This window comes from Providencia sp. PROV_01 (assembly GCF_053098325.1).
This window is the reverse complement of sequence record NZ_JBRFKD010000002.1, coordinates 538,806-557,210: the sequence shown is the minus strand read 5'-3', so window position 1 is coordinate 557,210 and position 18,405 is coordinate 538,806. Positions and strand designations below refer to the sequence as shown.

Here is an 18,405-nt window from a genome sequence, read left to right as displayed (position 1 = left end):
ACGGGTATACAGGGGAATACTTAAAATGAGTATATTCAAAATCAAGTGGAAACGTGGGGATTTGGCCGCCTACTTCGGCTTAATGACCAACAACCTAACCAACCTACTCACCATGATGGGCCTGTTAATTTTCGTTGTCGGCATCCCATCTGAAATTGTTTACGGTCGTATCGCTCCCGCCTTTGGTTTCGCTGTTTTACTTGCCAGTGTGAGCTATGCTTACTTTGGTCAGCAAATGATCAAGCAAACCGGGCGCAATGACGTCACCGCTTTACCATCAGGGCCGAGTGCGCCTTCTATCTTTACAGTGACGTTCTTAGTTATCATGCCGGTCTACCAAACCACACAGAATGCGGAATTTGCGATCCAAATCGCGCTGGTTTGGTGTTTTGTTGAGTCGATGATCCTCGTGGGTGGTTCTTTCTTAGGTGAAACCATCCGTAAGATGATCCCACGCACCGTACTGTTATCCTGTTTGTCCGGTTTAGGGTTACTGTTACTGGCGATGAACCCAATGCTGCAAGCGTTTGAAGCCCCAACGGTTTCATTCATTGTGCTGTTATTAATTTTCATTAACTGGTTTGGTAAAAAACCGATTTTTGCTCGCATCCCAACTGGCTTATTGCTGCTAATTGCCGGTACAGTATTGGCATGGGTTTCTGGCTTGCAAAGTGCGGAAGCAATCAAAGACTCAATGGCATCATTTGGTTTCAACCCACCGGGTATTCATATTGATAGTTTCTTCCAAGGCCTGCCACACGCTCTGCCTTACTTAGCATCAGCGGTACCACTTGGTTTAGCAAACTATATCTTCGACCTGGAAAATATCGAAAGTGCGCATGCTGCAGGTGATGAATACAATACGCGTAAAGTTATGTTAGCTAACGGTTTATCATCGACAGTTGGCTGTTTTATGGGTAACCCATTCCCTGTCACTGTTTACGTAGGTCACGCAGGTTGGAAAGCCATGGGAGCAAGCGTGGGTTATACATTAGCATCCGGTATCACCATGTTTATCGTACCACTATTCGGTATCGGTGCCTTCATGTTAGCTATCATTCCAATGACCGCTATCGTACCGATATTGGTATTCATCGGGGTCGTCACCGCCAACCAAGTTGTGCGAGAAACACCAAAAATTGAAGTTCCCGTTATCTTTATCTGTCTATTCCCATGGATTGCTAACTGGGCATTGACGATGGTTAATAGTGTTATGGGCGCAGCAGGCACCTCTGCGAGTGCGATTGGGGTTGAAACCTTGCTACACAAAGGGGTTTATTACCAAGGTCTGGTTCATTTAGGTAACGGAGCACCTTTAGCCAGTATGCTGTGGGGCTGTATTGCTATCTTTGCTATCCTCAATCAACCACTGCGTGGAGCCATTGCTGCTGCCGCGGGAGCAATATTAGTATTCTTCGGAATTATTCACTCCCCAGCGGTCGGAATTGCTACTGGTTCAACCTTGATGTTTGTTTACGCATACCTCATGATGGCAGCTTTATTTGTACTCAAACACTTTTTAGACAGCCGGAAATCGGTGGAAGAACAACAAGCTGAAAAATCTGAGAAACTCAGTAAGTCAGTGTAACCAAGCCAACCTTTTATAGTAGGTGTGCGCTGTACACCTACTATCAGCTAAATCTCTGTCTCAGGAAACATTAACAATGAAAGAACTCGTGGTTGTTGCCATCGGGGGCAACAGTATTATCAAAGATAACAACAGCCAGTCTATCGAAGCTCAAGAAAAAGCGGTTCAAGAAGTGGCGCTGCATATTAGTGACATGCTTGAAGGCAATTACAACATTGTTTTGACTCATGGAAATGGACCTCAAGTTGGATTAGATTTGCGCCGCTCAGAGATTGCACACGAAACTGAAGGCCTACCACTGACCCCTCTGGCTAACTGTGTGGCAGATACTCAAGGTGGAATTGGCTATTTAGTTCAACAAGCTTTGACTAACGTCCTAGCAAAACGCCATAACCGCCAAGCGATTACGGTAGTGACGCAAGTTGAAGTGGATAAAAATGACCCAAACTTTAGCGCGCCAACCAAGCCGATTGGGGCATTTTTTACTGGGCAACAGGCTCAGCAATTACAGCAAGAAAACCCAAACTGGCATTTTGTTGAAGACTCAGGCCGTGGCTATCGCCGTGTGGTGGCTTCCCCCGAACCAAAACGTGTTGTTGAATCACAAGCGATCCGCACCTTAACAGAACACAATTATGTGGTGGTTGCCGCAGGTGGCGGCGGTATTCCAGTCATTGATAACGGCAATGGTGGCTACAAAAGTGTTGATGCGGTGATTGATAAAGACCTATCAACAACCTTGTTGGCGAAAGAGCTCAATGCCGATATTTTAATTATCACCACAGGTGTCGAAAAAGTATGCATTCACTTCGGCAAACCTGAACAAAAAGCACTTGGCGAAACCACCACCAGCGACATGCAACGCTACATGGAAGAAGGCCATTTCCCAGCAGGTAGCATGTTACCGAAGATTGAAGCCAGCCTATCGTTTATTGCCAACGGTGGTAAACGAGTGATCATCACCACCCCTGAAAAACTACCAGAAGCTTTACGCGGTGAAACCGGAACCCATATTGTTCAAGGGTAAGTTTCTATAATCTGGATCATGCGAATTTTTTGTTCGTCGCAAACTGCAGTATCCCTCAGATCGTTTGATGACGATCTGGGTGGATAAGTATCGCTTAAAAACAGGAAATTCGGCAGTAAATGGATATCACTAGGAGTTTCTATGAAAGCAGAAAAATCATCCGGCAGAAGAGAGTTCCTTTCCACCAGTGCTAAAGTGGCTGCCGCTTGCACTTTATTTGGTGCGGTATCGGGCTTTGCCTCCGCCCAGAGCCAAGCTAGCCAAACAGCAGGCCAATCCAGTATCACTGATAAACATTATTACCTTGATGACGTGTTACTCGAAACGGGTTTTAATTACCATGATTCGACGGTCGTCGGCACCCAAACCGCCTTACATACCGTAGAAATCCGTGACGGTATAATTGCAGCCGTTTTACCCAATAAACAACATGCAGATGGCACATTGAATGCCTATAGTGCGCAAGGCAAACTCATGCTACCGGCCTTTCGCGACATGCATATCCACCTCGATAAAACCTTCTATGGTGGGCCATGGCAGGCGCCACAGTCACGTGAAGGTAAAACGATTATGGATATGATCGCGTTAGAGCAAAAATTGCTACCTGAATTACAGCCTTTCACGGAAGAAAGAGCAAATGCATTGATCGCGCTGATCCAATCCCAAGGATCAACGATTGCTCGTAGCCATTGTAATATCGAACCCGTTTCCGGTTTGAAAAATTTAGAAGCCTTACAAAAAGTGCTTGGAGAACACCAACAAGACCTAACTTGCGAAATCGTCGCCTTTCCACAACATGGTTTACTACATTCCAAGTCAGAAGGTTTAATGCGTGAAGCCATGCAAGCAGGCGCTCATTACGTTGGTGGTTTAGACCCAACCAATGTGGATAGCGCGATGGAAAAGTCTCTCGATTCGATGTTCCAAATTGCGTTGGACTACAACAAAGGCGTGGATATTCATCTACATGAAACAAGTCCCGCAGGCGTTGCCGCTATCGATTATATGATTAAAACGGTAGATGAAAACCGCAGTTTGCGCGGTAAAGTGACCATCAGCCACGCCTTTGCATTGGCAACATTAAACCCTGAACAAGCAGAGAAAACGGCGAGACAATTGGCAGAGCAGCAAATCACCATTGCTTCAACTGTTCCAATTGGCACACTGCATATGCCACTGAAAACCCTAAATAAAAATGGGGTATTTGTGATGACCGGAACGGATAGCGTGATTGACCATTGGTCGCCCTTTGGCCTAGGTGACATGCTAGAAAAAGCCAATTTGTACGCGCAGCTCTACACTCGCCCTGATGAGTTATCGCTGTCTCGCTCACTGGCCATCGCAACAGGCAATATTTTGCCACTAGATGAAAAAGGCCAACAAGTGTGGCCAGCTAAAGGGGATGATGCCAGCTTTGTGCTACTTGATGCATCTTGTTCTGCTGAGGCAGTCGCACGGATTTCCCCAAGGTTCGCGACTTTTCATAAAGGCCATTTAGCCCACGGAATGATGCCGAAGTCTGCTTCATAGTGATAAAAGAATAGCGCCTATAGGCGCTATTCTTGCCACGTTATTTTTTCAGTTTGAGCGTATTAAAGATTAAATCTAATAAACCTGAGTTATCTACGGATTGCAGCACAGTGATTGGCTTTGTTTTTGGTTCAGGAACTCCGACCCGTAGGCGCAGTGCGTCATAGCAGAAGCTTTTGCCACGCAGCGCTCCCTGTAGCTCAATACCTACATGCTTTTTATCATAAGTCACCAAACTCTTATCCAATAGCCATGCAACGGTTAACACATCATGTATCCAACACCCTGCTAAATGACGTGTCGCACGTGAATAGTCCATCCACGGTCGCATTGTTGCCACAAGAAAATGGCTCAGTGGCGTATCAATTTGTGCAAGCTTATCGAGATCCTCATGCACCATTTGCGTTTGTACCGTAACATCCATAGGTACTAAAGTCAGGTTTGCCCCACTATTAAGCACCGCATAGGCTGCTTCAGGGTCGACACCAAAATTAGTGTCTTTCAAATACCCCGGTACGTTAAAAACCGCCCCCATAACCACTATCTCCGCCACGTTTTGAGCCATGTCAGGAAACAGCTGAATTGCTATTGCGATATTAGTTAATGGGCCAATGGCAATAATCGTGATTTGTTTCGGGTTTTGGCAAACTAATTCACCAATACGTAACGCGGCTTCTGGGATAGACTTCGGTAAACTGGGTATGGGTGGAAGACCGTCCCATAGGTGCGTAAGTTGCGCTCGTTCAGCGCCGTTATCGAGTAGTTCACGCCATGGCGCGCTAGTTTCAACCAAGGCTGACGATGCACCACGATAAACAGGAATATTTTCACCCAGTGAATGAACTAAATGGCTGGCAACGTCAAAGCCAATTTCGCTAGGTGTATTACCCGAAACAGTGGTGATCATTTCCAATTTGATTTCAGGTGCAGCGATAGCCAGCGCAAGTGCCAGACCATCATCAACATTCGCACCAACGACCCCATTACCGGGGTCGCAATCTATAATCACTCGCATAAATTTCCCTGAAACAATAAATAATCAGCACCCGCATGAGTGCCCGATTTGTAATTCAAATTCCACTTCACAGATGGCTTCTTTAGATGGCCAATTTTGTAAAATTTGTATCGCTCTTTGCGCTATTTTATCAACAGGCTGGCGAACAGTTGTGAGAGTTGGAACGGTATATTCTGATTGCACTGTACCGTTAAAACACACCAGTGCAATGTCTTCCGGTACGCGTAATTTTAATTCTGCTAAGGCTTTTAAACAGCCAAAAGCTTGCAATTCATTCGTGGCAAAAATAGCTTCAGGGAACCCCTCTTCCCGCATCTGATAGATAGCCTGGTAGCCCCAAACGCGGGTATATTCCCCTGATAAAATCCATTTTTGTTGTATCGTTAAGTCAGCTTCTGTGAGTGCAGCTTTCCAACCATTTAAGCGGTCTTGGGTATTGAGCATCTCATTTGGGCCGCAAATAATGCCAATATTTTGATAGCCATGCTTAATGAGATGACGAGTAATTTTATAGGCTGCGAGCTTCTCATTCACTTGAATGGTACTGATCCCTTCTGTGGCTTCAATCCTATCAAGCATCACACAAGGCGTGCCTGATGACTGAATTAAATCAACATAGGGATGCCGGTCAACACTGGTATAAATGAGGCCTTCAACTTGCCTTAACAACAGGTTATTAATCAGCTCTTTTTCACGAACTCGTGAATCTCCCGCATCACCCAGCAACAAAACATGCCCATATTTAAACGCTTCTCGCTGCAAGGCATGCGCAATAGAGGCTAAAAACGGGTTAGAGATATCGGGGATCACTAGCCCATAGGTTTGAGTGCTACCCGATGCTAGCGCTTTTGCAATACCATTTGGCCGATACCCCGTTTTTTTGATTGCTGCTAACACCTTTTGCCGTGTTGCCTCTGCAACAGGACGAGGGCCATTGTTAATTACATAACTGACTACCGCAACCGAGGTTCCGGCTTCGCGGGCAACATCTACCCGCGTCACTTTACGGTCATTCGTATCAGACACTCAGCAGTTCCTTTTTCCAACATGACGTTGCCAAAGAATAGCAGCCACTCTGATTTTTATATACAACCATGCTCACTTATATCGCATCTTCAGGCAGGTTTAAGTCACGACCTCGGGTTTCTGGTGCAAAGAATGTGGTCACCAAACCAATGCCAGCCATTCCAATAAAATAGACGGCAATTGGCCACCACTGACCTGTCCAAGACAACAGTGCAGATGCCACTAATGGAGCTGTACCTCCGGATAAAATAGATCCGAGTTCTTTAGCAAAGGCCATTTTAGTATAGCGATTACGCACGCCAAATAATTCTACGCCCCAAGCCGCTTGTACCCCGAAAATGCCCAGTGATGCTAACCCCATTCCAACCACTATCGTCGGGATAACGATCATCGGTTCGCGAGAGTCTAATAACATAAACGCGGGTACGGCATACAGCATCAATAGGAAACAGAACCAACGATAAACAATACGGCGCCCAAATTTATCTGATAACCACCCTGCAAATGGAATGATGGCAAAACCAAGGATTGAAGCAATTAAAACCGCCGTTGTTGGCACAGATTTATCCACCAACAATATTTTGGTGACATAACCGATGATAAAGCCTTGGGCGAGATAAGATGGGCCGTTTTCGCCGATACGTAACCCGACCATGGTCCAAAACGCACGCGTTTTTTGCCAAAATGAACGGTTATCAACAGGATGAGCCACGGTATCAGATTCCAATGCAAGGCGACGTTCTTCAGCAAGCTGCTCTTTTTGCCTTTCAAAAACAGGTGTTTCTCGCATATGCTGACGAATAAATAACGCGGCTAAAGCAATTAAAATACTGCCAAGGAAGGGAATACGCCATCCCCACGACATCAGGCTTTCTTTGTCCATTTGTAACACTATCAGCCAAATCATTGAGGCCAGTAATGTTCCACTGTTGGAGCCTAATGCAATGATTGATGAAACTAAACCGCGACGTTTTACGGGGGCGTATTCGCCTAGCATCACAGTTCCACCGGATAGCTCAGCTCCCGCACCTAAGCCTTGGGCAAACCGTAGGATCACCAAACAAACGGGCGCCCAAACACCAATCTGTGCGTGGCTGGGTATCGCACCAATAAGGGTGGTCGATAACCCCATCAATGCAATCGTGATCACCATGACCATTTTTCGGCCATGTTTATCACCTAACCAACCAAAAAATAATGCACCAATTGGACGGGCGATAAACCCAACGGAATAGGCGGCAAAACTGGATAACAGCGCCATAATAGGCGTTGCATCAGGGAAGAAAACATCACCGAAAATAATACCTGCCGCTAAACCATAGAGAGCAAAATCCGCATATTCCATGGTTGTACCTAACCAACAAGAGAAAATCGCCCGCCGGAAATCTTTTTTTCCTTCCGGCGTACTTAACCGCTCTTGCGCGGCTTGTTGATTCGCCTCGATATTTAATTGTGTAGCCATAGTTATAAACCCTTGGTGTTGGCGCAAAGCCTATTAATCAAAAAATCTAACTGGCGTTTTTTATTTACTTAAAGGATAGTCTACGCGCGTAGAATTAAGCAAACGAGGGTAATACTGTGTAAGATATCAATCGCTGGATAATGTCCACGTCCGGCTAATTTGTGACTCAAGTAAATATGGCCGTCCAGAATTGAGCGAATTTCATCACCAATCGGGTCAGCTTCTTCTTCACTTTCTAATAACACCGTATAAAAAGCGGTAATCGAGCCATGTTTTAGTTGCCCTGGGCGTTCCAACAACATAGGAAGCTGTTCAAAAACAGAAGCAGGATAACCACGCCTAGCAGGTAGTTCTCCGGTAGCCAAAGCCACGTCTCGCAACGCACGCGCATATCGAGTCATGGAATCAACGTACAGCAATACATTATGACCACAGTCACGAAAATATTCAGCAATCGTAGTCGCAAGTAACGCGGCATTACATCGCTCAATTGGTGGGCTATCTGAAGTCGCATAAATTAAAATGGTCTGTGCTGCATGAGGTGACTCTTTTAATTCTTCAATAAATTCAATAACCTCTCGACCTCGCTCACCAATTAAAGCAACGACATGAATATCCGCATGAGCATGGTTGATGATCATGTTCATTAATGAGGTTTTACCGCTACCTGCAGCGGCGAAAATACCAATTCGCTGACCTAAGCCACATGTCAGTAAGCTATCGATGGCACGCACCCCTGTTACCATCGGTTCAGCAACAGGCCGCCTTTGTGTAACACTCACTGGAGGGCTATCAATGCGCAGTAATTTCGTATTGAGTAACATTGGCTCAGAAAGGTTTTCACTCAACGTACCAACTTGTTCACCTGCCGCATTAAAAATTTTACCTGCTAAATGTTCACCCACTTCAAATACAAACGGATAACCGCTCGGGCGAATAACCACTTCTCGTGTTAAACCTTGAGCACGACCGATTAGACTCAGTACCGTGAGCCCTTCTTTAAAACCAACAACCTGTGCTTTGGCAATAACATTTGGCTGCGCAAGAGAATGCTCAATAAAACAAATCTCACCAATAAATACGCCTTGTAGTGGGGCTTCAATTAGGCACCCATGAATGCGCGCAGGATGCGCGCAGAGATCAAATAACTTCATAATAGATTAAGAAATTAGGCTGTTAAGTTCATTTGCACGCTCAAAGAATTCTTCAAAACTATCTGCAAATAATTGAATATTATTTAAAGCTGATTCTTTTAAAACGGCAGAAAGGACATAAGCATCATCCACAATATTCAATGCCGGTTGGCCTGGATAAAAATTATTTGGCGGGTATTCTAATAATGATTTTAATAAGGAAGCACTAACCGCATCTAAATGGCTATAGTTACAATTATCTAAACTACACCAAATGATAATATCGTCTGTAGATAGGTCAATATTAATTTCAGCAAAACCATGCATTTCAAACTGAATATTAGAATGACAATCTAATTGAGAGTTAACTAGATCACTACGTCCCATAGAATTTAAATATTCATTTAGCATTTCTATAAATCTATATTTCATTGGTATTCCTTATATTTTAGGATATTTTAATTATTCAATACTGATAGTTATATTGAATTCGGTTGCTTTATTTGTTAATAAAGCCGATTTTTTGATTATATGGTTTTGACCACATTGACTTTGACCATTTCAGAAACTTCATTAAAAGAAAGTACTTCTAACTCAGGAAAACGGCCTTCTAAGATTTTTTTGACAAAACGACGAATATCAACAGGCACTAAAATGTTCACATCCCTAACTGATAAATAACTATTTTCTAAAGCAAACTCTGCTGCCTGTATCAACTCATTAGTTTTTTCTGGCTCAAGATGTAAGTATACTCCACCGGAAGCCTGCCTAATCCCTTGACGTATAGTGTCTTCTAGCTCTGAGTTAATCATGAGAACATTCAAACGCCCATCTACAGAAAAACGAGATGAAATGTAGCGTGCCATTGCACTTCTTACGTGCTCGACTAACATTAAGCTATCTTTTTCTTTTGGCACCCACTGCACTAAGGTTTCTATAATCAATTTCATATTACGAACTGATATTTTTTCCATTAATAAGCGTTGAAAAACTTCGGTTACTTTTTGTACTGTGGCATGGCGATAGCACTCTTTCAGTAATTCTGGGTATTTTCTTTCAAGATCATCAAGTAAGTTTTTCGTTTCTTGAATACCGAAAAATTCATTAATAAATCTCAACAACAAACTACTTACACAATCAATGGCTTCTGTCACATCGTCTCGAGCCATTAGACCCAGCTGCTCAATGTTGGGTAGGTCTTTTTGTTCAAACCAAGTACTCACCGAACCATATTCATCCGTAAACTTAGTCAATGACATACCAAGGTATTCAGGTTCGTCATTGATAGTCAGTAAACGATACCCATGGAAATAGATATCATATTCTCCTGCTTTAATTTCATTAATGAGTATCACCATTTTATTTTCAGGTAGAATAGGTGAATAGTTAACGGCAATATCAGGAATCCTATACCCATAACGAATAAAAATATCCTTTTTCATTCTGGATAAAAATTTATTATCTTCTAAATGTTTTTTATATTTTTGATTAACAGAAATGATAATCGGTAATGTTTCCGGGATATATTCATCTTCAACATCACTATTTTCTCTTTGAGTTTCACCTTCCGTCACATCTGAATTAATAATTTCAGCTTCACTATTCGCTGTTTTTTGCTTATTTTTTTGTTTTTTTAAATACCTGAAAGTAAATAACCCAATAAGAACCCCGGATAATAGTAAAAATATCATAGTTGGAAAACCAGGCAAAAAACCCATAGAGAGTACAATAAATGCCGTAATTAATATCGTAAAGTCATTTGCAAATAACTCTGAAACAATATTTTCACCTAAGTTCTTATCATTACCACCTACTCGAGTCACAATAAAACCAGCACTGATAGAAATGAGTAGTGCAGGGATTTGAGCGACTAAACCATCACCGATAGTTAATAAGGAAAAAGTATTTAGTGCAGTTGAAACATCCATGCCCTGCTGAGCTGTACCAACAGATATCCCTCCAATTAAGTTAACAAAAATGATGATAATGCCCGCGATCGCATCCCCTTTAATGAATTTCATCGCACCATCGAAAGAACCAAACAATTGGCTCTCTTTTTCAAGGTCGCCACGCTTCTCTTTAACTGTCGCCTCATCAATCACACCAGCCCGTAAATCCGCATCAATACTCATTTGTTTACCTGGCATTGCATCGAGAGAGAAACGGGCTGCCACTTCAGCAATACGTTCAGAACCTTTCGTAATAACAATGAACTGTACAATGGTGACAATGGCAAATACCACCATTCCAACCACTAAATTGTCTTGAATAACAAATTCACCAAAAGTAGCAATAATATCCCCAGCATCTGCTTCTAGTAAAATTAAGCGGCTGGTACTAATTGATAAAGCTAATCGAAATAATGTACTTATTAATAAAATAGAAGGAAATGATTGAAAGTTTAATACCCGAGTTATATAAAAAGAGCTCATAAAAATGAGTACAGATATCATAATGTTTAAGCCAATTAATAAATCGACTAATATAGTTGGCAATGGAATGATCAACATCGCAATAACCATTACCATGATAACTAATACCATCAATTCTGGACGATTACGGATTTGTAATAAAAATCCGGTGATACTTTTCATGGGATAATTTTCCTATCGCACTATGGCTTTCGGTGTAATATTCTCTCTTGCACCATAATTTGGTCCATGAGTTCTTTTAATTTTTCAATAAGTTGGTCTCTTGCTTCCGTTGACTGAAAAACAGTGATAGGAATAACTGCAAAAGCCAGTAATAATAGTTGTAAAAACCTGCCACACATATCCGAAGTCATGGCTTTCAGTTTTTCAGAAATAAAATCGATAACCACTGTTTCAAAATCAACCTGACTACGAATGCCACGGGTAAATAATTGACTGAGCTCTTTTTCAATTTTTGATTTGTTTGATTTTTCATTGATCCGAAAAAAACCAGATTGAAAGAATTGCTGGCAGAATACATAATCTAAAGATTGCAGTTCTCGTAACCGACCAACACGATTAAAAAAACTTCCAAACTCACTAATATTTAAGTCACCTAATGGTAACGCTTGCAAATCACAAGCTAGTGCTCGCCCAAGATAACGCATCATATTTTCGCGCTCTTGAATTTCCATTTCTTCAACCCATTGTTCATATAAATAAACAACAGGCCCGTCATAAGTGATAAACTCACGGTACACCGAACGTAAATTCCCAGCACTAAAATGTAATTTTTCAGCAAATGCTTTTGCGATTAATGCAACGTTAATTCCTGCTTGTGTATGACGCTTAGTATCTTCTGCTTGCAATAATTGTTCTAAAGCTTCAATATTTTCAATTTGTTCTTTTTTTAATTTTTTACGATTAATTAATGCAGCAAGTACCATTAGTAAATCACTAGGATCAGTAAAAAACTGCAATAAAAATGCCCGTAATTGCTTTGGTGTCATCAGTTGCTTATTAAGCAGGCCTTCTATATGCAATACTTTGTCATCTGCATCTTTATCCAAAATGCGTTCGGCAAATTGCATCCATTCTTCTTCGCTGCCCTTCTTAGAACTTCCTCGGCGTACATGGCTTGCCGCTAACATCGACATCGATGCATATTCACTAGAGCTATCAATGACACCAGCACCACGTGCTACTTCATCGGAGTCATCACTACTGCTACTCACAGGTGCACGACTTTTGTTTTGAGTATTAACTGAAAAACGGTTATTAAAACTCAGTGGTGTTATTGCCATGACTCACTCATGTATTGTTGAAGAAATTGGACCGTACCGTGCAACTGGCTATCATGGGTGGTGATCCGCGTCTTTTCAGAAAATTGTCGCCCATCCCATCCTTCATTTTCATCCAATAAACGCGGCTGGATTAAAAATAAACGAACCATCTTCTGTTGATTAGTCGATGAATGACTAAATAACCCTCCCACATAAGGAAGATCGCCTAAAAAAGGAATTTTGCTTTCATTTTCAACATATTGCTCACGTGTATAGCCACCGATAAGCAAACTACTGTCTTTTGCAATACGCGCAACTGTGTTAATACTGGTTCTGTTAACGGCAGGTAACCCTTCTACACTGGAGGTTTTCCCTGTGCTATCGCGGTTTTCAGCACCATCTTCAATATTGACTTCCATTTCTACGTTATTACCCACGGAAATACGCGGCATTACACTCACCATGGTCCCATATGTGACCTGCTCAAGAGTCGCAATACGCTCCCCTTGTAATTTGGCGTAAAAACTGGTGTTGTTATCAAATAAAGCAGGAATGTTTTCTTGGGTTAATAACACGGGGCGAGAAACAATGTGCCCGTTACCCGTTTTACTTAATGCATCAATCTGCAATAAAAATTGTTGGCTGTTTGATAGCGTGCTTCGGTTAAATGAGATCGATCCAGTACCTGTACTAAAAGTACCAATTTCCCAGTTCACGCCAAGATTATCGAGCTCTGAGCGAGTAATATCTATAATCCACAAAGATAACTCTACCTGCCGGCGGCGCATATCTAATGTATTAACTAATTGGCGAACATAACGAATTTGCTCTTGGCTACCTTTAACGATCAAGCTATTGCTATCAGGGTGTGCTACCAAAGAAAAAGCGCTGTTAGACGGTTTTTTTGTTACCATCATCGGCTTATTCCCTGAAGATGGTGAGTCACCAATTGGTGTATCCATTAATTCGTCTATCGAATCTCCTGTTGGATTAATCGGTGTTGGTGGTGGTTGAATATGTAATATTTCATCTGGTGAAGCTCCCTGTTTAAACAAAGAATTAATGACTGTTAATAAACCAGGGATCGTAATATTTTGGCCACGTAATGAATAACTTCTATCCGTTACCGATGCGTGTTTTAATGGAATAATAGCCACTTCACCGCTAGATAACTCCTCTTTCCTAATCTGTTCTGCAAGATATAAAGATGCGGCTTTAATTAGTTCAATATACAGTGGCGGACCCGAAACAAATAATAACCGTTCACCTTCTTGTGAACGTACAGGAAACCGCGAGTCATAAATTCCATTTCGTTGAATATAATTAAGCAACTGGTTACTACTGACATTATTTGTTGGAATAATTGCGCTACGCATTTCACTATTATCATAAATATAAATACTCGCACCATCGTCATACCACACTAATGCAATTCGCCGAGTTAGTGCTTTGAACATTTCATCTGCATTAGCTAAATTAAAATTACCAGTCACTTTTTTTTGAGCTGCTAATTTGCTGAGAATAATTGGCTTATTTAAACGTTCAGCAACGGCATCGAATACCTTACCTACTGCAATATTATTTGCGACAAAGGTATCGTGGTTTTTTGACTGTGTAACTGGTTCTGCCACAATAATTTCAGCTTGGGCCGAATAGAAACTCATACTCAGTAAAAACAGTGTTAAGCCTAACACTCGATTTTTTTTACTGCTCATATAATGTTGCTCCAATATGCCTAATTTCTGATGGTGTTAGGCCTAACTCTTTTTTAATATCATTAGTAAAATGAGATGCTGAACAATAACCCGCTTCAAGCCCTACATCTAATATTGAATCATCACTTTCAATTAGCTGTAGAATTGCATTAGCCATACGAACACTCATAATTTTCCGCTTTGCCGTTTTATTAAAGTTTTCTCGATAAAGCTGTCTAAAATAAGAAGCTGATATACCATAACGTGCACATAACTGATTAATATTGGCGTTTTTATTCTCTTGAGCTGAAGAGAGAATAAATCGCATCATTCCATAGGCTTCGTACCGCCTGAGTATTTCACACCAGCTATCAAATACAGGATGATTTCTAATAATTAAATCAATCACTACATTTTTCATTGATACCATTAATGAAAAGTCTTCAATTAATTCGATATATTCATTATTGTTATTTTCATCAGCTTCCAGCTTTTTCTTTTTCGCAAGAAATGCTTGCCCCATTGCGGTATTAATAACTGCTAAAATTTCGACTAATTCTGATAAATCCATTGAGTATAACTTCCAATTTGACTTATCTAGTGCATTCCATTCATTTTCTTGGCAAATAAATATAGCCTGACGTTCTATCAAAATATTTAAATTTGAATATATAGATTTATAAATAAAAGGCGTTGTGACTCTTTTCGGTATAGCCAAGACCAATTTGTCTTGTAATGAAAAATCACAGCCTCTACTTTCTAATAATGTTGCAATATCTTTATTTGACATTATATATAGGCCTTATCCACGTAATGTTGTGTACACAGAGTGAGCGATAAGAAAAAAAGCCTCAAGGGAATACTCAGGAATCATTCATACTTTCTATTACAAGCTAAAGGTGTGAATGAATAAGATCAATTCAACTGACAATAAAAACATTTATTGATTTACTTGCCACCAATAACGAGAACCAGCCAATCCATAATAAAATGAATTTAATTCCATGAGATTATCTTTATGAGTGATACAAATAGCCGCACATGTATAGTAAAAATTGCTAGCGGCCCAATGACCGGCCAAGAATTAATGGTTAATACAGATAGCAATCTGATTATCATTGATAACGGCTTAGATTATAAAACTGACATCAATGATGATGGTTTCACAACCTACTCCATTCCAAGCGATGGCACTGCCTGCGAATTTTCAATTATTACTGCAAGTCAACACTCTGAAAGTGGTCTAGCCATTCAACTAAATGATAATGGATTAAGTACCGAGATCCCTATTGTTTTTCAGCAGCTGCTTTTAGCGGATATTTTTCCTATTGTGATCAAAATGCAGGATACTGAGTGGCAACGCCCTCAAATACCTGAAACCTTACAGACTTCAGAGGCTGAAAATTCATTATCTATCGTTAAAGCTAAAGTAAAAAAACCAGCTAAACAAAAATCAAGCCTTTTTAATAAACAAACTATGTTGGTCTTTTTCTTGACTTTATTTTCAATATTTATTGTTTATACTATATTCCAATATATTCCAGCACAAAGCACCGAGAAAAAAGTAAAAGCATTAGAACAAATACTTCAAGGTAGTCAGTCTCCCATTATCGTAACCCAAGGTACTAGTAATGAAAGCCTTATCCTAGTAAAAACACAGCGAGATTCTGATTGGAGCATGCAGCGCCTGGTTAAAGCTAAATACAATGAAAAATTCTCAATTAAAATAGTAAATAAGCTTGAGCAAGAAATTGAAAATAAACTTATTGAAATAGTACCAGACACATTAAAAGTAGAGCTTACCAATCCATGCAACCCAATAATCGTGACTATAGATAACAACAATTTAATTAATAAAGAAAAAAATATTGATAAGTTACTTTCTAGCTATTTTAGTTGCTATATAAAAAGTGAAATAAAAAAATCAGCTTTGGTGAATTATTACAAAAAGCAGAGTTGGGATTAACAGAAAGCAATGTTCAATGGCGTAAAATAACTAAAGAAAATAAAGTTATTTTTATCATAAAAGACAGTTTAAATGACAATCAAACTGCTTCTTTAATTAACTTCACAAATTCATTTTATAAGCAATGGGGAGATAATCATATTCAATTCTCAATCTCCCTTGCCAATAATGAGCTTGTAGGTAAATCATTTGTCACCAATGCTAACGGCTATATTTTATTAGGCAATAACCATTGGTTTTTTAATTCAATCAGTTTTTAACTTAACAAATCATTATTTAATATAACTTCAAAAATAAAGAGGAAACAAAAAATGGCAGATATGATCTCAGGTTTAAATACCGATGAAAAATGGGCCGAATCCGCTCTAGAAACTTTAGGTACTGACAAAAATAATATGGGTATGATCTATCGTACCTCTGCCAGTATTAGCTATAAAGCAAAACAATTCGGCGATGAGTTAAATACAATTCTTGCTGATAAAACATTAGAAGTCGATAACCCACTAGTGCTGGCGAAAATCACCGCCATAAGTGGTAATTATAATATGGCACGCCAATTACAGAGTAACTTTATGAAATCCATTAAAGATACTGACCAAGCTCTTATTCGTAACGTTTAATATTCAATAGAGCATCATTGACGATGGTGCTCTACCTTCATTTAGGAAATACATTATGTCACCTATTACTTCAAATTTATCGATGATAAGTTCCACAGAGATGGCCTCAGAGATACCGTCATCAATCCCCATTGCCGATAAAGTTAAAGAGTTTTTTGCTGAATACAGCGCATCGACGAACCAAGAAAGAACTGCATTAATGAATAGTGTCAATACCATTGACCCAAGTAACCCAGTTCAATTACTGCAATTTCAAAATCGTGTCGGTAAATACAGCCTTGCTATGAATATGATTAGCACACTAACACATAAAAGTGTTTCTGCGATTGATACCGTTTTAAAAGCTCAATAAGCCATGAATATTTTAAAAAAATTTATCTTAATTAGTTTTATTGGCTTATTAATGGGGTGTGATAACCAATTATTACTCAGTCATTTAAGCCAAAGACAAAGTAACGAAGTATTAGCCATACTCCAAGAGCATGGTGTTGAGGCTACGCGTAAACAAGATAATAAAAACGGAGATTCCATTCGTGTTCAACCAAGTGACTTTGTTATTGCGGTAGATTTACTGCGCCAATATAACCTGCCCTCAAAAGAACCAGTGGAAATTATCCAAGCATTTCCTGGTGACTCTTTAGTGGCCTCACCACAGGCAGAACGTACCCGCTTGCTTTCTTTAATTGAACAGCGCCTTGAGCAATCGCTACTTACCATCCCTGATATTATTAACGCACGTGTGCATGTTAGTTATCCATTAAATGGCAATAATCCGACTAAGCAAATGCAAAATATTTCCAGCTTGGTGACCTATTCTGGGAGTGAAGATTCTCAAATGATGATGCATAAGATCAAACTGTTTCTAACGAACAGTTTTGCTGAAGCAAATTACGATAATGTCTCAGTCGTGGTCGTCAATCGCCCGCCGTTGCAATATCAAGTTAAGTCTGAGCCTGAACATACATTTAACCCAGTCATAATCGGCTCAATTATTGCTGCAATGATCATTCTTTTGACTATTTTACTGTTACTGTGGCGCCAGCTAAGTAACAAAAAATCAGCAACTAATCTGGTAGGGAAACCTGTTGATGACAGTGCTGAATAATCTACTCATTACACAAGGAAATATTTTCCTCGCTCCGGGATGTTATTTTCATAGTGAATTTAATGGGGTTGGATATAAAGACTTTCCTCCTATACTGCAACGTAAACATAACCAGCAATTGATTCAGCAATACGCATTACCTTTACCTAACGAGAAAACGCCCTTGTTACCCAAAGTATTATCTGAACATTGGGCTTTATTACCAGAGGTAGCGTTAGGTTTAGGGATTTTGTTACACGCTGAACCGCTTCCTTGGTGGGTTGAACTTTCCAAATATCGTGTCTTACATACACGCTTGAGCCGCCCACTTTGGCAATCAGAAAATCAACCTACAACTTCACCACAGGTATTAACTGCCCTTGGGGTACAACAATTATTGATGTGTTTAGCCCCCTTTGGCACCGCTTACACCCTTCGAGCTAAATATATGTTTAGTCTTGAAACTCAGCAACTTATACCGTCATCAGTAAAAACGATGCTACCTTGGAATACTATTGAAGAGACATGCCGTTATGTCAGAGAAAATACCCCAGAATGTTAAACAG

At 40.4% G+C, this 18,405-nt stretch carries 17 protein-coding genes and 1 pseudogene; 9 read left to right on the top strand and 9 right to left on the bottom strand.

Annotated features, from left to right (window positions below; genetic code table 11):
• Positions 1–25: 25 nt before the first annotated feature.
• The 3 genes from ACU696_RS03330 to ACU696_RS03320 all read left to right on the top strand — a co-directional run bounded on the left by ACU696_RS03330 (position 26) and on the right by ACU696_RS03320 (position 4,145).
• The gene (locus tag ACU696_RS03330; RefSeq protein WP_004266166.1) at positions 26–1,588 is read left to right on the top strand and encodes a hypothetical protein; all 1,563 of its coding nucleotides are present in this window, start codon (positions 26–28) and stop codon (positions 1,586–1,588) included.
• Between the two features lie 76 nt (positions 1,589–1,664).
• On the top strand, positions 1,665–2,615 hold the full coding sequence (locus tag ACU696_RS03325; RefSeq protein WP_109912344.1) for a carbamate kinase family protein: 951 nt from the start codon (positions 1,665–1,667) through the stop codon (positions 2,613–2,615).
• A 141-nt stretch (positions 2,616–2,756) separates the two neighbouring features.
• A complete protein-coding gene (locus ACU696_RS03320) occupies positions 2,757–4,145 on the top strand; it encodes an amidohydrolase family protein (RefSeq protein ID WP_164528258.1) in 1,389 nt (462 codons plus the stop codon).
• A gap of 40 nt (positions 4,146–4,185) precedes the next feature.
• Here the strand turns inward: ACU696_RS03320 and ACU696_RS03315 are convergent, their stop codons facing one another.
• The 9 genes and pseudogenes from ACU696_RS03315 to ACU696_RS03275 form a co-directional block, all read right to left on the bottom strand.
• Entirely contained in the window at positions 4,186–5,160 is a 975-nt protein-coding gene (locus tag ACU696_RS03315; RefSeq protein WP_110731487.1) for a nucleoside hydrolase, read from the bottom strand.
• A gap of 24 nt (positions 5,161–5,184) precedes the next feature.
• Positions 5,185–6,186, bottom strand: a complete 1,002-nt coding sequence (locus ACU696_RS03310; protein ID WP_109912339.1) for a LacI family DNA-binding transcriptional regulator — start codon at positions 6,184–6,186, stop codon at positions 5,185–5,187.
• A 76-nt stretch (positions 6,187–6,262) separates the two neighbouring features.
• Positions 6,263–7,648 carry an MFS transporter gene (locus tag ACU696_RS03305; RefSeq protein WP_117162915.1) on the bottom strand — a complete coding sequence of 462 codons (1,386 nt, stop codon included), beginning with the start codon at positions 7,646–7,648 and terminating at the stop codon, positions 6,263–6,265.
• A gap of 101 nt (positions 7,649–7,749) precedes the next feature.
• Positions 7,750–8,802, bottom strand: a pseudogene (locus tag ACU696_RS03300) (EscN/YscN/HrcN family type III secretion system ATPase); the annotation flags it as partial.
• 6 nt (positions 8,803–8,808) lie between these two features.
• Positions 8,809–9,213 (bottom strand): InvB/SpaK family type III secretion system chaperone, encoded by a 405-nt coding sequence (locus ACU696_RS03295; protein WP_004266188.1) that lies wholly within the window; start codon positions 9,211–9,213, stop codon positions 8,809–8,811.
• Between the two features lie 95 nt (positions 9,214–9,308).
• A complete protein-coding gene (locus tag ACU696_RS03290) occupies positions 9,309–11,375 on the bottom strand; it encodes an EscV/YscV/HrcV family type III secretion system export apparatus protein (RefSeq protein ID WP_004266189.1) in 2,067 nt (688 codons plus the stop codon).
• 20 nt (positions 11,376–11,395) lie between these two features.
• Positions 11,396–12,496, bottom strand: a complete 1,101-nt coding sequence (sctW, locus tag ACU696_RS03285) for a type III secretion system gatekeeper subunit SctW (protein WP_123382661.1) — start codon at positions 12,494–12,496, stop codon at positions 11,396–11,398.
• Positions 12,487–14,190 (bottom strand): type III secretion system outer membrane ring subunit SctC, encoded by a 1,704-nt coding sequence (gene sctC, locus ACU696_RS03280; protein WP_004266191.1) that lies wholly within the window; start codon positions 14,188–14,190, stop codon positions 12,487–12,489. The genes sctW and sctC overlap by 10 nt, the downstream gene beginning before the upstream one ends.
• On the bottom strand, positions 14,180–14,959 hold the full coding sequence (locus ACU696_RS03275) for a helix-turn-helix domain-containing protein (RefSeq protein WP_447343035.1): 780 nt from the start codon (positions 14,957–14,959) through the stop codon (positions 14,180–14,182). The genes sctC and ACU696_RS03275 overlap by 11 nt, the downstream gene beginning before the upstream one ends.
• 228 nt (positions 14,960–15,187) lie before the next feature.
• On the opposite strand from ACU696_RS03275, the gene ACU696_RS03270 reads away from it, so the two are divergent.
• The 6 genes from ACU696_RS03270 to ACU696_RS03245 are packed head-to-tail and all read left to right on the top strand — an operon-like array spanning position 15,188 to position 18,401.
• Positions 15,188–16,135 (top strand): PrgH/EprH family type III secretion apparatus protein, encoded by a 948-nt coding sequence (locus ACU696_RS03270; RefSeq protein WP_272659356.1) that lies wholly within the window; start codon positions 15,188–15,190, stop codon positions 16,133–16,135.
• On the top strand, positions 16,126–16,395 hold the full coding sequence (locus tag ACU696_RS03265; protein WP_255456637.1) for a PrgH/EprH family type III secretion apparatus protein: 270 nt from the start codon (positions 16,126–16,128) through the stop codon (positions 16,393–16,395). The genes ACU696_RS03270 and ACU696_RS03265 overlap by 10 nt, the downstream gene beginning before the upstream one ends.
• A gap of 51 nt (positions 16,396–16,446) precedes the next feature.
• Positions 16,447–16,755, top strand: coding sequence for an EscF/YscF/HrpA family type III secretion system needle major subunit (locus tag ACU696_RS03260; RefSeq protein WP_123382662.1), 309 nt, complete (start codon positions 16,447–16,449; stop codon positions 16,753–16,755).
• A 55-nt stretch (positions 16,756–16,810) separates the two neighbouring features.
• Positions 16,811–17,107: a type III secretion system inner rod subunit SctI gene (sctI, locus tag ACU696_RS03255; protein ID WP_196719962.1), complete on the top strand. Its 297-nt coding sequence runs from the start codon at positions 16,811–16,813 to the stop codon at positions 17,105–17,107.
• Positions 17,108–17,110: 3 nt separating this feature from the next.
• Positions 17,111–17,860 (top strand): type III secretion system inner membrane ring lipoprotein SctJ, encoded by a 750-nt coding sequence (gene sctJ / locus ACU696_RS03250; RefSeq protein WP_123382664.1) that lies wholly within the window; start codon positions 17,111–17,113, stop codon positions 17,858–17,860.
• A complete protein-coding gene (locus ACU696_RS03245; RefSeq protein ID WP_109912314.1) occupies positions 17,844–18,401 on the top strand; it encodes a hypothetical protein in 558 nt (185 codons plus the stop codon). Before sctJ ends, ACU696_RS03245 begins: the two co-directional genes overlap by 17 nt.
• The last annotated feature ends 4 nt before the right edge of the window (positions 18,402–18,405 follow it).